The sequence below is a fragment of the Enterovibrio baiacu genome, from assembly GCF_004120195.1.
Lineage (GTDB): Bacteria > Pseudomonadota > Gammaproteobacteria > Enterobacterales > Vibrionaceae > Enterovibrio > Enterovibrio baiacui.
Genome location: NZ_SCHN01000009.1, coordinates 378463 through 395030, shown reverse-complemented (window position 1 = coordinate 395030; position 16568 = coordinate 378463). Strand labels below are relative to the sequence as shown.

General features: G+C 49.0%; 14 protein-coding genes and 1 pseudogene. 13 read left to right on the top strand and 2 right to left on the bottom strand.

Features of this window, described 5'->3' with window-relative positions; genetic code table 11:
• Positions 1–268 (top strand): annotated as a pseudogene (locus EQP46_RS11315) (hypothetical protein); the annotation flags it as partial.
• A gap of 118 nt (positions 269–386) precedes the next feature.
• Here EQP46_RS11315 and EQP46_RS11310 read toward each other — a convergent pair.
• The gene (locus tag EQP46_RS11310; RefSeq protein ID WP_129493737.1) at positions 387–1451 is read right to left on the bottom strand and encodes a LacI family DNA-binding transcriptional regulator; all 1065 of its coding nucleotides are present in this window, start codon (positions 1449–1451) and stop codon (positions 387–389) included.
• A gap of 220 nt (positions 1452–1671) precedes the next feature.
• Between EQP46_RS11310 and EQP46_RS11305 the strand changes: the two genes are divergently transcribed.
• The 11 genes from EQP46_RS11305 (at position 1672) to EQP46_RS11255 (ending at position 12243) form a co-directional block, all read left to right on the top strand.
• On the top strand, positions 1672–1899 hold the full coding sequence (locus EQP46_RS11305; RefSeq protein WP_129493736.1) for a hypothetical protein: 228 nt from the start codon (positions 1672–1674) through the stop codon (positions 1897–1899).
• 69 nt (positions 1900–1968) lie between these two features.
• Entirely contained in the window at positions 1969–3123 is a 1155-nt protein-coding gene (locus EQP46_RS11300) for a TRAP transporter substrate-binding protein (RefSeq protein ID WP_129493735.1), read from the top strand.
• Between the two features lie 79 nt (positions 3124–3202).
• Positions 3203–3718: a TRAP transporter small permease gene (locus tag EQP46_RS11295; RefSeq protein ID WP_129493734.1), complete on the top strand. Its 516-nt coding sequence runs from the start codon at positions 3203–3205 to the stop codon at positions 3716–3718.
• A gap of 9 nt (positions 3719–3727) precedes the next feature.
• Positions 3728–5038 carry a TRAP transporter large permease gene (locus EQP46_RS11290; RefSeq protein ID WP_129493733.1) on the top strand — a complete coding sequence of 437 codons (1311 nt, stop codon included), beginning with the start codon at positions 3728–3730 and terminating at the stop codon, positions 5036–5038.
• 121 nt (positions 5039–5159) lie between these two features.
• Positions 5160–6464 (top strand): histidinol dehydrogenase, encoded by a 1305-nt coding sequence (gene hisD / locus EQP46_RS11285; RefSeq protein WP_129493732.1) that lies wholly within the window; start codon positions 5160–5162, stop codon positions 6462–6464.
• Between the two features lie 47 nt (positions 6465–6511).
• Positions 6512–7288 carry an SDR family NAD(P)-dependent oxidoreductase gene (locus EQP46_RS11280; protein ID WP_129493731.1) on the top strand — a complete coding sequence of 259 codons (777 nt, stop codon included), beginning with the start codon at positions 6512–6514 and terminating at the stop codon, positions 7286–7288.
• A gap of 70 nt (positions 7289–7358) precedes the next feature.
• A complete protein-coding gene (locus tag EQP46_RS11275; RefSeq protein WP_129493730.1) occupies positions 7359–8381 on the top strand; it encodes an alcohol dehydrogenase catalytic domain-containing protein in 1023 nt (340 codons plus the stop codon).
• Positions 8382–8423: 42 nt separating this feature from the next.
• Entirely contained in the window at positions 8424–8711 is a 288-nt protein-coding gene (locus EQP46_RS11270; RefSeq protein WP_078753842.1) for a UxaA family hydrolase, read from the top strand.
• Between the two features lie 3 nt (positions 8712–8714).
• Positions 8715–9884, top strand: coding sequence for a UxaA family hydrolase (locus EQP46_RS11265; protein ID WP_129493729.1), 1170 nt, complete (start codon positions 8715–8717; stop codon positions 9882–9884).
• A gap of 288 nt (positions 9885–10172) precedes the next feature.
• Positions 10173–11189, top strand: a complete 1017-nt coding sequence (locus EQP46_RS11260; RefSeq protein WP_129493728.1) for an Ldh family oxidoreductase — start codon at positions 10173–10175, stop codon at positions 11187–11189.
• Positions 11190–11211: 22 nt separating this feature from the next.
• Positions 11212–12243, top strand: coding sequence for a YeiH family protein (locus EQP46_RS11255; protein ID WP_129493727.1), 1032 nt, complete (start codon positions 11212–11214; stop codon positions 12241–12243).
• A gap of 67 nt (positions 12244–12310) precedes the next feature.
• Here the strand turns inward: EQP46_RS11255 and EQP46_RS11250 are convergent, their stop codons facing one another.
• A complete protein-coding gene (locus tag EQP46_RS11250) occupies positions 12311–14329 on the bottom strand; it encodes an EAL domain-containing protein (RefSeq protein ID WP_129493726.1) in 2019 nt (672 codons plus the stop codon).
• A gap of 416 nt (positions 14330–14745) precedes the next feature.
• Between EQP46_RS11250 and EQP46_RS11245 the strand changes: the two genes are divergently transcribed.
• Positions 14746–16425 carry an Hsp70 family protein gene (locus EQP46_RS11245; RefSeq protein WP_129493725.1) on the top strand — a complete coding sequence of 560 codons (1680 nt, stop codon included), beginning with the start codon at positions 14746–14748 and terminating at the stop codon, positions 16423–16425.
• Positions 16426–16568 lie beyond the last annotated feature (143 nt).

Below are 16568 nucleotides of genomic sequence, written 5' to 3'. Positions count from 1 at the left end.
GCAGAACTTCGAAGTCGACATTCGCGGCTACTCGGTGTCTCCTGCGTACATTTCTCTCTATGGTGAATTCATGGAGAATGACGACGGCACCTTCACGGCTAACTACAACAGCCGCATTACCTCTGCGCCAGTAGAAGACGGTGAAGCCACCTTGGATTATGTCTCGTCGGATTCGCAATACTATGTGCTTGCGGAAGTGTGGTATTACGATGGCACAAGCCCTGTTCAGAAACGCATTCCTAATACGGAATCGAGCTGGGTGTGGTAAGCGGCGAACAGGGTTTTCACGCTTATAACGCACAGAGAAGCGAAAGCGAATAACACAAAAACAAAAAAAGCAGGGTTCATATTGCCCTGCTTTTTTACGCGAGTCAGTTAATCGATGTCTATCTGCGTTCTGGCGGCGTTGCCGTGGTTTCTCTCACCACCAGTTTCGCTTCCAATTCAATCGTGTCTGTCACCACGTCTCCATCAAGCTTAGAGACCAAATAGTCTGCAGCTTTTGCCCCCATCTCTTTTGAAGGAACCTGCATGGTAGTGAGTGAAGGTTGAATATGTGACGACATTGCCAGGTCATCAAATCCCACAATCGACAATTGTTGGGGTATTTGAATGCCATGAATTTGGCTTTCGAGTAACGCGCCATAGGCCAAAACATCATTACCGCAGACAATCGCTGTCGGCAAAGGTGTTAACTCCATCAATTTTTTCAATGCTTGTCGGCTTTCAGCCAAATCATATCGGCACTCAATGATGTGAGAATCTGGGACATGTATCCCGTTTTTCATCAAGGTATCAATGCAGCCAGCCAGCCTATCGCGGGTACGGTCGTTGGTACGCGTAATACCCGGAATTAAGGCGAAGTTTTCATGGCCCAAATCCAACAAATATTGGGTTAAACGTGCGGAAGCACGGTAGTTATCAAAGCCAATGCAAGGGTGCGGTAAAGACGGATCGAACGACCACGTATACAAATACGGCAGCTGTTTCTTCTCAAGAATATCAAACACATGGGGATGATGTTCCGCCCCCACTAGCATGATCCCTTCAACCCCGCGACTGACCAATCTTTCCACTTCCGCCAGTTCTTCATCCAACGAATAATCCGAACTGGCGATGAACAAGGTGTACCCCTTTTCTTGTAAGCGACGCTGAAAGGCTTGGATCCCTTCCGCAAAGATGGCGTTATCAAGAGTTGGGACTATCACACCAATGGTTTTTGAACGTTGAGATGCCAGCGCTTGGGCGGCGCCGTGAGGAATGTAACCCAATGATTCAATGGCAGAACGAATAAGCAACCCGCGCTTTTCACTTACCGAATTCGGGTTAGAAAGATACCGCGAAACCGTGGCCGTAGACACGCCTGCAGCTTGGGCTACATCTTCGGCAGTGGGTGCGTCTGTCGGCTTTTTTTGTAAGCGCTTACGTTTTCCGGTGGGTTCTCTAGTCATGGTATTGATTTTATTTGACTCTTTTCTGGGCAGCTAACCTGCCGTTAATTCTATTATAGCTCGGTGTTAAAAATACAGCGCCAAAAACTTGACAGGGATAAACACCCTCCTCTAAGGTTAGAAATGTAAGCGCTTTCATTTAACAAGCCATTTACAATGAGAGCGAAACATAAAAACAAAGGTGTCTTCACACCGTCTAAATACTGGTGAGGCTTCAAGTATGAGCAATCAACTAAATGTTAAGAAAAGGTACATCTTACCTGCTGTGTTTTTTTCTCTTTACGTGATTAACGTTGTCTACACCAAGATCCAACTTGTCTCAGGGGATACATCCATTATTCGTGTTAATGATGTTGGTGAGTTTATCTTGCTCATCCTTGCATCATTAACTTTCGTTGTCGCAATGCTACTTGCTGAAAAGGACGCAAGCGAGCATTCGGCAGAATAAGAGCACCCAACGTTCGCCGACGTATTCGACGTTGATTGGGTAAATAAAACGCAGGAAGGAAGTACATTTATGTCTGTTCACCATAAGGATGACTCCCCACAGAATGCAGAGCGTCGCCGTTTTCTAGAAATCGCTAAAAAAGCAGGTTTCACGGCCGCTGTTGTCGCAGGCGCTTCAGGAGCCTTGTTGACCTCGACACATGCGCAAGCTGCAGTAAATGAAGAGAGAGAACGACAGAAAAGAGCGAAATACACCATGACGATCGCCACGGCGTACATCATTGGTGCCTCCCGTAGTTACCCAATCATGCAACTTGATTTCAAAGAAAATATCCAGAACATGACCCGCGGTCAGGTTTATGTGAGACTCGCACCCGGTGGTCAACTTGGTGCAGGTGGCGCACTGGCTCAGAAAGTTCAAGCCGGCACCATTCAGGCAGCGCAGCACTCTCTTTCAAACTTTGCTCCTTTTGCGCCAGCCGTTGATTTGATCAACATTCCTTACTGGTGTGGTGAAAACCAAAAATTCATCAACCTTGTCACGTCAAAAGCATGGGAAGAAGAAATCCACCCTCGCGTTGAAGCGAAAGGCTTCAAACCGCTGTGGTATGTGGTTATCGATCCACGTGTTGTTGCCGTGCGCCGAGGTCTTGAAGGCCCAATCAAAACACCAGATCAACTTGAAGGCGTGAAATTCCGCGTACCGGGTTCGAAAATCCTTCAACAAATGTACCGCCTGCTTGGTGCAAACCCAACGCCAGTGGCATGGGGTGAAACACCATCAGCCATTAAACAAGGCGTTGCAGATGCGCTCGACCCATCGGTAGAAGCATTGAACGTGTTCGGCTTTAAAGACGTGCTTTCATCGGTCACCTTCAACCGCGCAGTGCCAGATTCACAAGTGTTCTCTTGTAACCTTGAGTGGTTCAATAGCCTGCCGAAAGACATTCAGGAAGGTATCGAGTTCGCGAGTGAAGTGACCTCTATTCAGAACCTTGCGAAAGTGCCTGCTGCCCGTGCATATGCCATGGCAGAACTGGGCGACGCAGGCGTTGAATTCTACGCACCAAATTCTGACGAAATGCGCCAATGGATCGACAAAGCTGGTCATCAGCGTCCAGAGTGGGACGAGTTCAAACTGCAACTTGCAGGTTCAAAAGACACCTTCAACAAGCTGCTTGATGCTGCAAACGGTAACAGCCGTTTCTATGTTCACGACGTGTAATACCTGAGTAACTTGGCCTCTTGGGGCGATTCTCAAGAGGCCGCTCTCTCGATATTTACAACGCACGTGGACGCAAGCTATGAAAGCATTACTAAAGAACATCGATGAAAATGGTGAACGCTGGTTGCTGCTCTTTTTCTACAGCACCATCGTTATCACCATCGCAATGGAAGTACTCAGACGCTTTGTCTTCAGCTACTCCTCGATTTGGGGGGAGGAAGTTGCACGCTATGCCTTCATCTATCTTGCATGGATAGGCGCATCAGCCGCAGTAAAAGAACGTGCACATATACGTATAGATGTGTTGCTCCACTACTTGCCGCAACGCGGCAAAGCATTGGTCTACCTCTTCGGTGACTTAATGACCACCATCGTCGCGCTATTCGCCTTCTATTGGTCAATTCACCCGATTGAAATATCGCTAAAATTCGGCTCAGTGACTCACGGCTTAGGCATCAGCCAAGCGTGGTTTATGGCGGCAGTGCCGCTGGGATTCTCCTTGATGTTGTTCCGACTGGCTCAATCGATCCGTCGCGATACACGCAGCCTGATACACGGCACCCCCGTGTTCGAAGGCAACAAGTTGTTCGATTAGGAGAAGGTCATGCTGAATTACTATCAAACAGAAGCGTTTGTCGACCTCGGCTGGGAATTTTACGGCCCCGTGATTGGCATGCTGGTACTGATTGGCTTCGCCGTTCCCGTCTGGGTTTCCCTCGGCTTAGGCTCAATCGCCTTGCTCTACATTACAGAAGTTTTACCGTTATCTTTGTTCGGTGAATCGCTTTTCGATGGCATAGATGCATTCGCACTGATTGCTGTCCCTCTTTTCATCCTGACAGGTGACGTGCTAGTACGAACTGGCCTTTCAAACAAATTGCTCGACGTTGCAGAAGCCAGTGTAGGCGGTGCGCGAGCAGGCTTTGGTAGCGCGACGGTTCTCGGTTGTGGTTTCTTCGCTTGTATCTCAGGCTCTGATGCTGCGGGTGCGGCTGCTGTAGGTCGAATGACCATCGACAGACTGGTGAAACAAGGGTATCCAAAACCTTATGCATGCGCATTGGTTGCTGCAGGGGCCTGTACAGGCATCCTGATCCCGCCATCAATCGCTTACATCATCATTGGCTTAGTGTTGGGTATATCCGCATCCACATTGTTCCTTGCGGCTGCCGTACCTGGGTTGATGGTCATGGGCGCCATCATGCTGACCAACGTCGTGATGAACCGCATTCATGGTTACGAAAACGCAGGACAAGGTTTCTCGTTCAAGCGCTGGATCTCCGTGGTCATTGATGCACGCTATGCGTTGATGGTGCCATTCGTTATCTTGGGTGGTATCTACTCAGGTATCTTTACCCCAACGGAAGCGGCAGCGATTGCTGTTGTCACTACCATCATCATCGGCTTGTTCCAAGGCACCTTGAAGGTAAGTGATTTTCCAAAGATGTTAGAAAGCTCAGCAAAAGTGAATGGCGTTATTTTGCCTATCATCGCGCTCAGCCTTCCGCTCGCTCAGACATTGGCTGCGCTAGACGTACCGCAGGCATTTGTTGAAAGCATGACCTCCATTACGGACAGTCACGTTGCCCTGACACTCATCATGATTGGCATCTTGATTCTGGCTGGCTGTTTTATGGAAACGACGCCGAACATTCTGATTCTGTCCCCTATCCTGCTGCCGCTGGCGCGTGAGATAGGCATGGCAGACATTCAGTTCTGCATCATGATGGTGACATCTCTGGGTGTGGGTTTCATTACGCCTCCACTTGGTTTGAACCTCTTTGTTGTATCCGGATTAACAGGGACCTCAGTCCTGAAAATAGCGGCACGATCCGGCCCTTACGTAATATCGATGCTGACTGTCGTATTAATGTTGGCATTTATCCCTGAACTATCACTCTGGGCGCTGGATTAACCCAACGCGACAGAACGGCTCTTAACACAGGTTTAACTCTACAACCCAATGCCTCTCCGGCTTTTCCCGAAAAAGCCGGTCAGGAGAGTTGCGCCCAAAATTTAACGGAGAATCAATCAACATGGCTGTTAAGTATCTGAAAAAAGCTGAAAAAACTGCAGCAACAGGTGAAGACGATGTACGTGAAATCGTTTCTAACATGCTGAAGGAAATCGAACTTGGCGGGGAAGAAACCTGCATCGCTTATACGCAAAAGTTCGACAACTGGCACGGTGACATCGTGGTCTCTCAAGCGGAGATCGACGCAGCGGCTGACAAAGTGCCTGAGCAGCTGAAAAAAGATATCCACTTTGCCTATGAGCGTGTGCGTGACTTTGCAAAAGCACAGCTTGCAAGCATGAGCGAATTCGAAACCGAACTCTCGCCGGGCTTATTTGCAGGTCAGCGTTTAATCCCGATGCAAGCCGCAGGTTGTTACGTACCAGGTGGCCGTTACTCACACATTGCATCCGCCATCATGTCTGTCACTACAGCAAAAGTAGCGGGTGTTGATCATGTGATTGCGTGTTCACCTCCGGGCCGCGAAGGCGGTATGCACCCAGCGATTTTGTACACCTTAAAACTGTGCGGCGCTGACACCATTTTGAACCTCGGCGGCGTGCAAGGCATTGCAGCCATGGCGTTCGGTCAGTTCACAGGTCACCCAGCAGACATTCTTGTTGGCCCAGGTAACCAGTTCGTTGCCGAAGCAAAACGCCAACTGTATGGCCGCGTAGGTATCGACATGTTTGCCGGTCCTTCTGAAGTGATGGTGATTGCAGATAAAGATGCGGATCCAGAACTTGTGGCCGTCGACCTTCTTGGTCAAGCCGAGCATGGCCCTAACACCCCTGCATGGTTGCTTACTGATTCTGAAGAGCTCGCAGAAACCGTCATGAAGCGTTTGCCTGAATTGATTGCTGAGCTACCAGAACTGAACAGCAAATCTGCTGAAGCCGCATGGCGTGATTACGGCGAAGTGATCATTTATGACACGCGTGAAGAAGCAGTAAAAGTCAGTGACGACTATGCCTCTGAGCACTTGGAAGTCCATGCCGAAGACCTTGATTGGTGGCTCCAGAACCTTCGTAACTACGGTTCACTCTTCCTCGGTGAAGAAACCAACGTGGCGTTTGGCGATAAAACCTCTGGCCCGAACCACATTTTGCCAACCAAAGGAGCGGCGAAATACACCGGTGGTCTGAGTGTCGGCAAATTCATCAAAGTGGTGACGTACCAGCGCTCATCAATTGAAGCGAGTAAAGACGTTGCTCAGGTCACCGCGCGCATTTCACGCCTTGAGGGCATGGAAGGACATGCGAAAACCGGTGATGCACGTCTGGCGAAGTATTTCCCAGACGAGCAATTCAACCTGAAACCTGAATAAGCCAATACACAATCGCCAACAACCGTTGTAGCCAAAAGGAAGATGAAATGACAGGCAACACGTTAAACCGCCTCTTTGACCTAACAGGACACGTTGCACTCGTGACGGGCGCAGGCTCAGGCATTGGACAACGCATGGCGTTTGCCCTATCCCAAGCAGGTGCAAACGTCCTACTGGCAGGTCGCCATGTAGAAACCTTGTCGCAAACCGCAGCGTTAATCGCTGGGTCTGGTGGGGATTCTGCAGTGGTCGTCGCGGATTTAACACGACGTGAAATGTTGCCTGATGTCATCGCAAATGCCTCGTCTCACTTCGGTGCGCCGGACATTTTGGTTAACGCAGCAGGCGTGAATTTGCGCGAACCCGCAGAAGATATTTCCATAGAGAGTTGGGACAAAACCATCAACCTCAACCTCTCTGTGCCCTTCTTCCTCGGCAAAGCTTGTTTACCAGGCATGCTGGAAAAAGGACGCGGAAAAATCATCAACATTGGTTCGCTGCAATCGTACCGCGCCTTTGCTAACTCGATTCCTTACGGCGCATCAAAAGGCGGTGTGGCGCAGTTAACCCGCGCCATGGCAGAAGCATGGTCAAGCCAAGGTGTCACCACCAACGCAATCGCGCCAGGCTTTTTCCAAACACCGCTGACAGAACGCGTATTCACAGATGATGCCCTCGCGCAACATCACGCAAAGATGACAGCAGTTGGACGCAATGGTGAATTGGAAGACTTTGATGGCCTGACGGTGTTCTTGGCGTCACGCGCCTCGAATTACATCACAGGCCAAATGATCTCGCTTGATGGCGGTTATACCGCGAAATAACGCGGTTGGCCCCCATCACGCAAAGACATTGAGTTAGACACAACGAATAGAGACCCAAAAGGAAAGCACGATGAAAGCACTGGTGTATACCGGAGAACGATCACTGACCTATATCGAAGATGCTGAAATGCCAGTGCTTCGAGATGGCGAAGTCTTAGTGCAAATCGACGCCGTCGGCATTTGTGGTTCGGATCTTCATGCTTACCTCGGTCATGACTCTCGTCGCCCTGCCCCACTGATTTTAGGTCACGAAGGCGCAGGCATTGTTCGCGGTGCGGACAACACAGGCAATCGCGACCTCGATGGTCAAGCCGTGGTGATCAACCCGCTGGTGAGCTGCGGTCATTGCAGCTACTGCCGTACAGGGTTTGAAAACCAATGTGGCAGTCGAGAGATCATTTCCATGCCACCACGACAAGGGGCATTTGCCGAATACGTAGCGATTCCAAAACGCAATTTGGTCCCCGTGCCTGCAGGCATGTCAATGGCAACCGCATCACTGGCTGAGCCCATTGCAACGGGCTGGCATGCCGTCACTAAAGGCGCAAATTTAACGAACCGACCTTTGGTGGAAAGCAAAGCGTTGGTTTACGGCGGCGGTGCCGTTGGTCTTGCGGCAGCACTTTCATTGTACGCACAAGGTTGTCGTCAGATTTTCCTTGCTGAGACCAATGAACTGCGCCGTGAAACCGTAAAAGCCACCAGCGTTTGCACCGTATTCGACCCGCTTTCTCACCCGCTCGTTGCCAGTAACAGCATCGATCTAGTGGTGGATTGCGTGGGCAATAAACATACCCGTATGGGCGCATCAGACGCCGTCAAACCTGGCGGTGTGATTGTTCATGTGGGCTTGCAAGACAGCATTGAAGGCCTCGATGTACGCAAATTCACGCTACAAGAAGTGACCTTCACAGGAAGCTACACCTACACCATGCAAGATTTCCACGCCACCGTGGAAGCCATGCATAACGGCGCGTTAGGCGCGCTGGACTGGATTCAAGAGCGCCCGCTCAGTGACGGAGCGGTTGCTTTTGACGACTTACTTAACGGACGTATAGCCGCTGCCAAAGTCGTGCTGCGGCCCGAAAAGTAAACCCAAGAAAAGAAAGATCGTTTTATTCAAAAGGAGATGAAAATGCAAAAACCAGATTTTCTCGTCCACGATTCGACCGACTCCGTCGGCGTGATTGTGGTTGAGGGCTTAGAAGCTGGCCAAACGCTTGTTGGATGGGTGATGGACACGGATTCAACCATCGAAGTTCTTGCACTTGATGCAATCCCACTGGGCCACAAGGTTGCACTCAACGATATTAAGGATGGCGACACCATCCTGAAATACGACAACGACATCGGTAAAGCAATCGCGGACATCGCCAAAGGCGGACATGTTCACGTTCAAAACGTTAAAACGAAGAGGTGGTAAGCCATGAGCAACTATAAATTTATGGGATATCGCCGCGAGAATGGCCGTGTTGGTGTACGTAACCATGTGATCATTTTGCCATTGGATGACTTGTCGAACGCGGCATGTGAAGCCGTTGCTAACAACATTAAAGGCACACTGGCTATTCCTCACCCATACGGTCGCCTTCAGTTTGGTGAAGATCTCGAGCTTCACTTCCGCACCTTGATTGGTACGGGTTGTAACCCGAACGTGGCGTCTGTGGTTGTTATCGGTATTGAACCTGAGTGGACAGCGCGCGTTGTTGAAGGTATCGCTGCATCAGGTAAGCCTGTTCAAGGTTTTGCTATCGAGCAAAACGGCGACATCAACACCATTGCATCGGCCTCTCGCGTTGCAAAAGAGTACGTACAAGCAGCCAGTGAAATCACACGTGAAGAGTGCGATGTGAGCGAGCTATGGATTTCAATGAAGTGTGGTGAGTCTGATACCACATCTGGCCTAGCTGCTAACCCAACCGTGGGTAACCTCTGTGACAAGCTGTCAGCACAAGGCGCAACACTGTGTTTTGGTGAAACATCAGAGCTAACAGGTGCAGAGCAAATCTGTGCAACACGCGCTGTTTCTCCAGAGATTGGTGAGAAGTTCTTGAACACATGGCAAGCCTACATGGACGAGGTTATCGAACCACATAAAACCTCTGACTTGTCTGACAGCCAGCCTACCAAAGGCAACATCTTGGGCGGCTTGACCACCATCGAAGAGAAAGCGTTTGGTAACTACCAGAAAATTGGTAAGCACACGCAGTTTGTTGACGTGTTGACGCCAGCTGAGCGCCCAGCAGCAGGTCCAGGTCTGTACTTCATGGACACCTCTTCTGCCGCGGCAGAGTGTGTGACGTTGCAAGCCGCAGCAGGCTTCGCCGTTCACCTCTTCCCTACGGGTCAAGGTAACGTTATCGGTAACCCGATTGTGCCTGTTATCAAGATCACGGCTAACCCGCGTACCGTGCGTACCATGGGCGAGCACATCGATGTCGACGTATCGGGCATTCTTGCTCGCGAATTGAACATGGATTCAGCGGGTGATGCGCTGATCGACATGACACTTCGCACAGCAAACGGCCGTTACACGGCAGCGGAATCTCTTGGTCACCGTGAATTCGTACTGACTAAGCTATACCGCAGTGCATAAACACTAGAACCAACACTGTTTCTATCCGCCTAAGCAGCGCCAAGTGCTGCAGTTACTCGACGCGACTGAAGCGTATAGAAACAGGGGGTCCAAGCCTATCGGCGATGCTTGTCGCCAGACGCATCAAGCGTTCGCCGAGAGGTCTTGGAACAAGATTTACGCCGAGGAAACTCGGCGTCTCTTTCTCCGCGTTGAGCGCAGGCTTTTCTCAGAGCGCCAGACTCAGCGTGACAACCCCATATACCCAAGCACGAACACCGCAATAGCGACAGGACAAAGGATGTAGTCATGACGATAACGGTTGACCCAAGCCACGCCAAAAACCTCGTAATTTCATCTCTTGAGCAACACGGTGTTTCTCACGTAAACGCCTCCTCCGTCGCCAACGCCCTGATCCAAGCAGAAATAGATGGCCAACCTGCCCATGGTTTGTCGCGCCTTGCTGCCTACATCGATCAGGTGAAATGCGGAAAAATTGTTGGGGATGCCACACCCAGAATCGACATTCCTAAACCCAGCGTGTGCCACATCAATGCCGAGTTAGGGTTCGCTTTTCCGGCCATGGATAAATTGGTGAGTCTGTTACCCGCAATGGCAAAAGCACAAGGTATTGCGCTCGCCACTGTGTACCGCTCTCATCATTTCGGCCAAGCAGGGTTTCATGCAGAGCGCATCGCTAATCAAGGCTGCATTGCCCTGATCTTTTCCAATAGCCCGCAAGCTATCGCCCCTTGGGGTGGCTACAAGCCTGTTTTTGGAACCAACCCCATCGCATTTTCTGTACCACGTGAAAATGCACCGCCGCTCGTGATAGACATGAGCTTGAGTAAAGTTGCGCGTGGAAAAGTGCTGCTTGCGCGAAAACAAGGCGATTTGATTCCAGAGGATTGGGCCATTAACGACAAAGGTGTGCCCACAACAGATCCAGAGGAAGCGGTAAAAGGCTCAATGCTGCCGATTGGTGACGCAAAAGGTGCTTCCTTGGCGCTCATGGTTGAAATCCTTTCAGCAACATTAACGGGCGCAAACTATGCGTTTGAAGCGTCGTCGTTTTTCTCAACCGACGGCGACGCACCGGCCATTGGTCATTCGGTGATTGCCATCGACCCAAGTCTATCTGGCCCACATTTTGCTGAACGCCTTGAACAACTCTTTATCGCGATGTGTGAACAACAAGGGGTACGTCTCCCCGGCGAAAAACGCATTGTTCGACGCGAACGTGTTTTGAAAGAAGGTTTGCAGCTTACAAACGCGACGATGGATGAGCTAACCGATTTAGCCCATGCCAATAAAAATCAAAAATAACCAATAACATGGAGCGTTATTCATGCTGCCACAACTCCAACAACGTCTTCCTAGCTGGCAATCAATGCGACAGAACACTGGCGCCCTTGCCCCTGGCCTTCTCCTTTCCGTGACTGTCGCGGCTGCCGCGACGTTTCTCGCTGCGCACTATGGCGCACCACAAATGCTGTTTGCCCTTTTATTGGGCATCGCCTTTCACTTTCTCGCGAACGACGCTAAATGCCAGCCCGGTGTTGAGTTTGCTGCCAAGAAAGTGCTCCGTTTTGGGGTCGCATTACTTGGCCTTCGCATTACCATGGAAGAAATGACATCACTCGGGTGGGAAATACTCATCTGGGTCGCATGCGGGATCGCACTGACAATCGGCATCGGCATGCTCGTCGCCAAGATACTGGGACGACGTATTCAATTTGGCGTGTTAACAGGCGGTTCAGTGGCCATTTGTGGCGCTTCCGCTGCACTCGCCATTTCAGCCGTGCTTCCTAAGCACCAATACAGTGAACGAAATACCCTGTTTACCGTCATCGCGGTCACGGCATTCAGTACCATCGCCATGGTGATTTATCCTATTTTCGTTAACGTACTGGGTTTTGATGATCGCCTTGCAGGTATCTTTATCGGCGGCACGATCCATGACGTCGCACAGGTGGTTGGCGCAGGGTATTCCATCTCCCCACAAGCCGGTGAATTTGCCACCATCACCAAGCTGCTTCGTGTCGCTCTGCTTGTTCCCGTCATCCTTATCATTTCGTTGTATTTTCGCAGCCACCCAGAGCAAACAGGCGGCAAATCAGACATTCCGTTACTGCCCTTCTTCGTGGTCGGCTTTTGTATTTGTGTCGCGATTAACAGCGCGCATATTTTGCCTATCGCGGTCACAGACGCCTTGTCCGGCTTGTCGTCTTGGTGCTTAGTCTCTGCGGTAGCGGCATTGGGCATCAAAACCTCGGTCAAGAAGCTCTTCACCATCGGCTATGAACCTATCCTCATGGTGGTGATCGAAACCGTGGCAATCGCGGCATGGGTATTGTTGGGGATTTATCTGTTTGGATAATCACGACAAACATGAAAATCAAAAAAGAGGCGCTCAGGAAGCGCCTCTTTTTTAACGATATCACTGTTTAAATGAGGCTTTCTTTGACCTCTTCATAGACGTCATATCGGCGGAATTTTGGTTCAAAAACCTGTATTTGTTTGAACGACATGGCCTTAGCAAAGTAATACCCCTGAATGTATTTAAAGCCCATCTGCTTCAATTTAAGGTATTGAATTTCTGTTTCAACGCCTTCCGCAACGCAGTCCATACCTAGGTCATTGCACAGTTCCAAAATGTTCTTGCAGATATAGAACCCCTTCTCGCCATCAATTACATCGATCAAAGATTTGTCGATTTTAACCGTATCAACTGGCAGGAATGTGATGGCTTCAAACGAGCAATATCCCACGCCAAAGTCATCAATGGAGATACCAAAACCATTGTCATGCAGCCTTAGAATGTTCGAGAGCGATCTTGGATCTTTGATTGAATCCCGCTCGATGATCTCAAACTCCACGTTCATACCTTTCAACTCTTCGATGATCTGGCCAATCGCATTGTTATCAATCAGTGTATCGGGATGAATATTGACCGCGATTTTGGGCGAGAATGCACTGAGCCGCCATACATGAAAATGCCGGCGTACCTCTCGGCAGACCCATAGGTCGATAATGCTCGCGAGCCCAGCCAATTCGAGAGACTCTAAAAAGAAAGGGCCAGATATCGTTCCATCGTCTCTCTTAATACGCAGTAGGGCTTCAAACGAAGAACAACGCTGTTTATCCACATCCACTTTGGGCTGGTAGTGAACCATCAGTTTCTTCGCACTGATGTAATTCACTATTTTCTCAACTTCTTGATTTGATTTTATTATTCTCGACTCAGCTTGGTTGGATTTCACCCCTTCATTCGCCTCTAACAGCTCGATCATTTCAAGGTTGTTCTTTAACCGTTCTAAATGATTTGAGGAAGACTGCGTCAGTGAGTATTTCTTTACGAAAGGCGAATAGATAAAAACACCAGCAAGAAGCAACACAAATTGCAACAGTATTGCCCCTAAATCACCGCCAGTTGCCATGAATGCATTGACGAACACAGGCGTCACCCACGGGATACCATTGGTCGCGACAGTGATACCGAAAAAGTCGACATACAAATAAGCGATAAGCACATTGAAGATGGGCACAAGAATAAACGGCAAGAAGAGATAGCGGTTTAGAACGACAGGCAAACCATAGATCAAGATTTCATTGATATTGAAAATAGCGAAAGGAAAAGACAGCCTAGCGACTTTCGAAATGTGCTTGTCTTTCGAATAGATAAACGCCGCTAAAATCAATGACAACCCCGATCCCGAGCCACCATATACCACAAAGATATCGTAGAAAGCTTTGTAGGATATGTTATTGATAAATATCGCATCTAAGTGAGCATTAGGAATAATGATCGACAGCGTATTCGGCCCGTGCAAGCCGACAAACCAAAGTAATTGAGACAGTCCCGTTCTCAATAGCATCTGAGTAAAGAGATCTAAATCCAGTTGGAAGTCGATGAGACTCGTACATACATCAATGATCCATAACAATGCCAAGTACATGACGAGAGAGAGGAAATAGATCAAGATGAACGATTTCAGGTGGTAAAACACATTCGACAATTGCGCATTGGAGAGTGACATTTTGCTTTCAAATTTCGGAATGAAGTTAAAAAGCACGACAGAAAAGATCGGAATAACAAGAACAAAAAACGACACCCCAGCATCGTGAAGTAACCAACGTCCACTGGTAGAGTGAATGATTGACTCAACAGTAATGAATATCGAAAACGACAACGTAATGATAAATATATTGTTGATGTTGTTACGCTTTGAAAAATGATATGCAATTGATGTCATTAACATGAGTGGAAAAAACTCAGTCATGTACACCATGATGGTCGTTAATAATTCACTATCAACAATGTAAAGCTTAAGCCCAGTTAGAATAAAAAACTGATTAATCAATACGATGATTGAAGAAAGTACCAAATAGGGAACCGTACTGATAAACGATTCTTTGATAGACAGAAAGAATATGTCTCTTTTTACTTTACTAACATCATCCATTTATGGGTTCCTGAAGAAATCCAATTTACGTTAATATCCCACCGCCAAACACGTCGAATTCAGCGAAGCAAGCCATCAAAATAATTACGTAGTAATAGAATGAGCGTTGACGATAAGATCACTTTTTTAAAGGCGCGAAAAATATTATCAATACAAATGATTCATATAAGAGTCATAACTGTCGCTATATTTTACACTTCTATTTATATCTCTAAAAAATCGCGCCCTATTTCGCAAAAGAATGCACGAGAGAATCCCTCCATGTTTCACTGAAAATCAGGCCTTCTGCGGCAACGCAATGTGTTGCTTTCATGCATTTCTTTGTCTGGATCTGAAGTCTTGAAATAGGGCATTTCGTCGGTGAGTCTCAACTGATATTCTCTCGAACTGAGAAGATTTACAGTGGACGTAAAAAGATGACCAAAAAAGACACACTGGCCATCGGCATTGATTTAGGCACAACGAACAGTGCCATTGCTGTCTGGCGGCAAGGAGAAGCCGAGCTCATTCCTAACGCGTTAGGCAAATACCTCACCCCTTCCGTCGTGAGCATTGATGACAATGGACAGGTGTTGGTGGGTGATGCTGCGCATTCTCGCTTGATCACGCGCCCAGCGGAAACCGTGGCGGCGTTCAAACGCTACATGGGCACCAACAAAACCTTCGAGCTGGGTGAAAACCGCTACACCCCAACCGAGCTCTGTTCACTGATCCTTGGCTCGCTAAAAGCGGATGCGGAAGCCTTTCTCGGTGAGACCATCAGCGAAGTAGTGATTTCTGTTCCCGCCTATTTCAGCGACCAGCAGCGCAAACAAGTGCATCTTGCCGCTGAACTCGCGGATTTGATTGCGGTTCGCCTTATCAATGAACCAACGGCCGCGTGCCTTGCTTATAGCCTTCACGAATCCCATGAGCGTCGTTTCCTTGTGTTCGATTTGGGCGGCGGTACGTTTGATGTCACCGTGGTGGAACATCAAGATGGCTTTGTGGATGTACGCGCCTCTGCGGGAGATAACCGTCTTGGCGGCGAAGACTTCACGCAAAAACTGGCTGATCATGTCATTGAAAAAGTGACGTCTGACGGCGGTGATTTGACGCTGGCTGACATTGCCAAAGTTTTCAATGCCTGTGAGCAAGCAAAGAAATCCAACGATGCAGATTTTGTTATTTCGCTTCCTGAACCTTTCGCGAGGACAATTTCCCTCACTCAACATCAGCTTGATGAGATTTGGAAAGATTCCCTGCTGCGTTTGTCTCAGCCATTACGCCAAGCACTGAGCGATGCGCGCATCAGCCCTAGCGACATTGATGAACTGATTTTCGTGGGAGGTGCAACCCGCTTACGCCATGTTCAACAACTTGCCACGCGTTTGATTGGCCGATTCGGAAAAATCACGCTCGACCCTGACCTGGTCGTTGCGATGGGCGCTGCGACACAAGCAGCGTGCCGTTTACGTGATGAAGCCGTAGAAGAAATCGTGCTGACGGATGTGTCGCCTTTTAGCTTGGGCATCGCATCAAGCCGCAACGGTCAATCCGGTGTGTTCAGCCCAATCATTGAGCGCAACACTGTGATTCCGACATCGCGGGTGGAGCGCTTTTATACCACCAGCGACAAGCAAGATGCTGTGCGCATCGCGGTCTACCAAGGTGAGCGTTTTTGGGTGCGTGAAAACATCTTCATCAATGAGTTTGAGGTAGCAGTACCTGAAAACCATGCGGGCGACGAAGCCATCGACGTGCGCTTTAGCTACGACATTAATGGCTTGCTGGAAGTGGACGTTACCGTGGTTTCAAACAAGCAAACCACGCAGAAAATCATCGATCGTACGCCTATCGGCATGAGTGATGACGACAAAGCCGCGAGCCGTGAACGCTTGGCAAAATTGAAGGTTCACCCGCGTGAAAAGCTCCCCAACATTGCGTTGTCAGAAAAGCTCAATCGTTTGTATGAAGAAAAGCTCGCAGAAGAACGTTACCTTGTAGAACAACTGATCCTTCACTTCACAAGCGCCTTGGACAGCCAAGATGAACGTCTTATCAGTGAAGCGAGAAACGATGTGGATGCGCAGTTAAAGAGCCTGGGTTTTCAGTAGCGGCCTAGAAAAAACATCGTCAGGTAGAGAAAGGATGAGCCGCGCTTGTTCTTTCTCTTCTTACCTTGTCGCACCGCCTCCAAGACGCTGCAATCTTTCATCGTTCGCGTCGGTCTCTTTTCTACTCAAACACTCTCGATTGA

Coding starts and splice junctions, on each gene's coding strand:
- EQP46_RS11310 (WP_129493737.1), bottom strand. CDS start 1,451: ATGACTAGAGAACCCACCGGAAAACGTAAGCGCTTACAAAAAAAGCCG.
- EQP46_RS11305 (WP_129493736.1), top strand. CDS start 1,672: ATGAGCAATCAACTAAATGTTAAGAAAAGGTACATCTTACCTGCTGTG.
- EQP46_RS11300 (WP_129493735.1), top strand. CDS start 1,969: ATGTCTGTTCACCATAAGGATGACTCCCCACAGAATGCAGAGCGTCGC.
- EQP46_RS11295 (WP_129493734.1), top strand. CDS start 3,203: ATGAAAGCATTACTAAAGAACATCGATGAAAATGGTGAACGCTGGTTG.
- EQP46_RS11290 (WP_129493733.1), top strand. CDS start 3,728: ATGCTGAATTACTATCAAACAGAAGCGTTTGTCGACCTCGGCTGGGAA.
- hisD (WP_129493732.1), top strand. CDS start 5,160: ATGGCTGTTAAGTATCTGAAAAAAGCTGAAAAAACTGCAGCAACAGGT.
- EQP46_RS11280 (WP_129493731.1), top strand. CDS start 6,512: ATGACAGGCAACACGTTAAACCGCCTCTTTGACCTAACAGGACACGTT.
- EQP46_RS11275 (WP_129493730.1), top strand. CDS start 7,359: ATGAAAGCACTGGTGTATACCGGAGAACGATCACTGACCTATATCGAA.
- EQP46_RS11270 (WP_078753842.1), top strand. CDS start 8,424: ATGCAAAAACCAGATTTTCTCGTCCACGATTCGACCGACTCCGTCGGC.
- EQP46_RS11265 (WP_129493729.1), top strand. CDS start 8,715: ATGAGCAACTATAAATTTATGGGATATCGCCGCGAGAATGGCCGTGTT.
- EQP46_RS11260 (WP_129493728.1), top strand. CDS start 10,173: ATGACGATAACGGTTGACCCAAGCCACGCCAAAAACCTCGTAATTTCA.
- EQP46_RS11255 (WP_129493727.1), top strand. CDS start 11,212: ATGCTGCCACAACTCCAACAACGTCTTCCTAGCTGGCAATCAATGCGA.
- EQP46_RS11250 (WP_129493726.1), bottom strand. CDS start 14,329: ATGGATGATGTTAGTAAAGTAAAAAGAGACATATTCTTTCTGTCTATC.
- EQP46_RS11245 (WP_129493725.1), top strand. CDS start 14,746: ATGACCAAAAAAGACACACTGGCCATCGGCATTGATTTAGGCACAACG.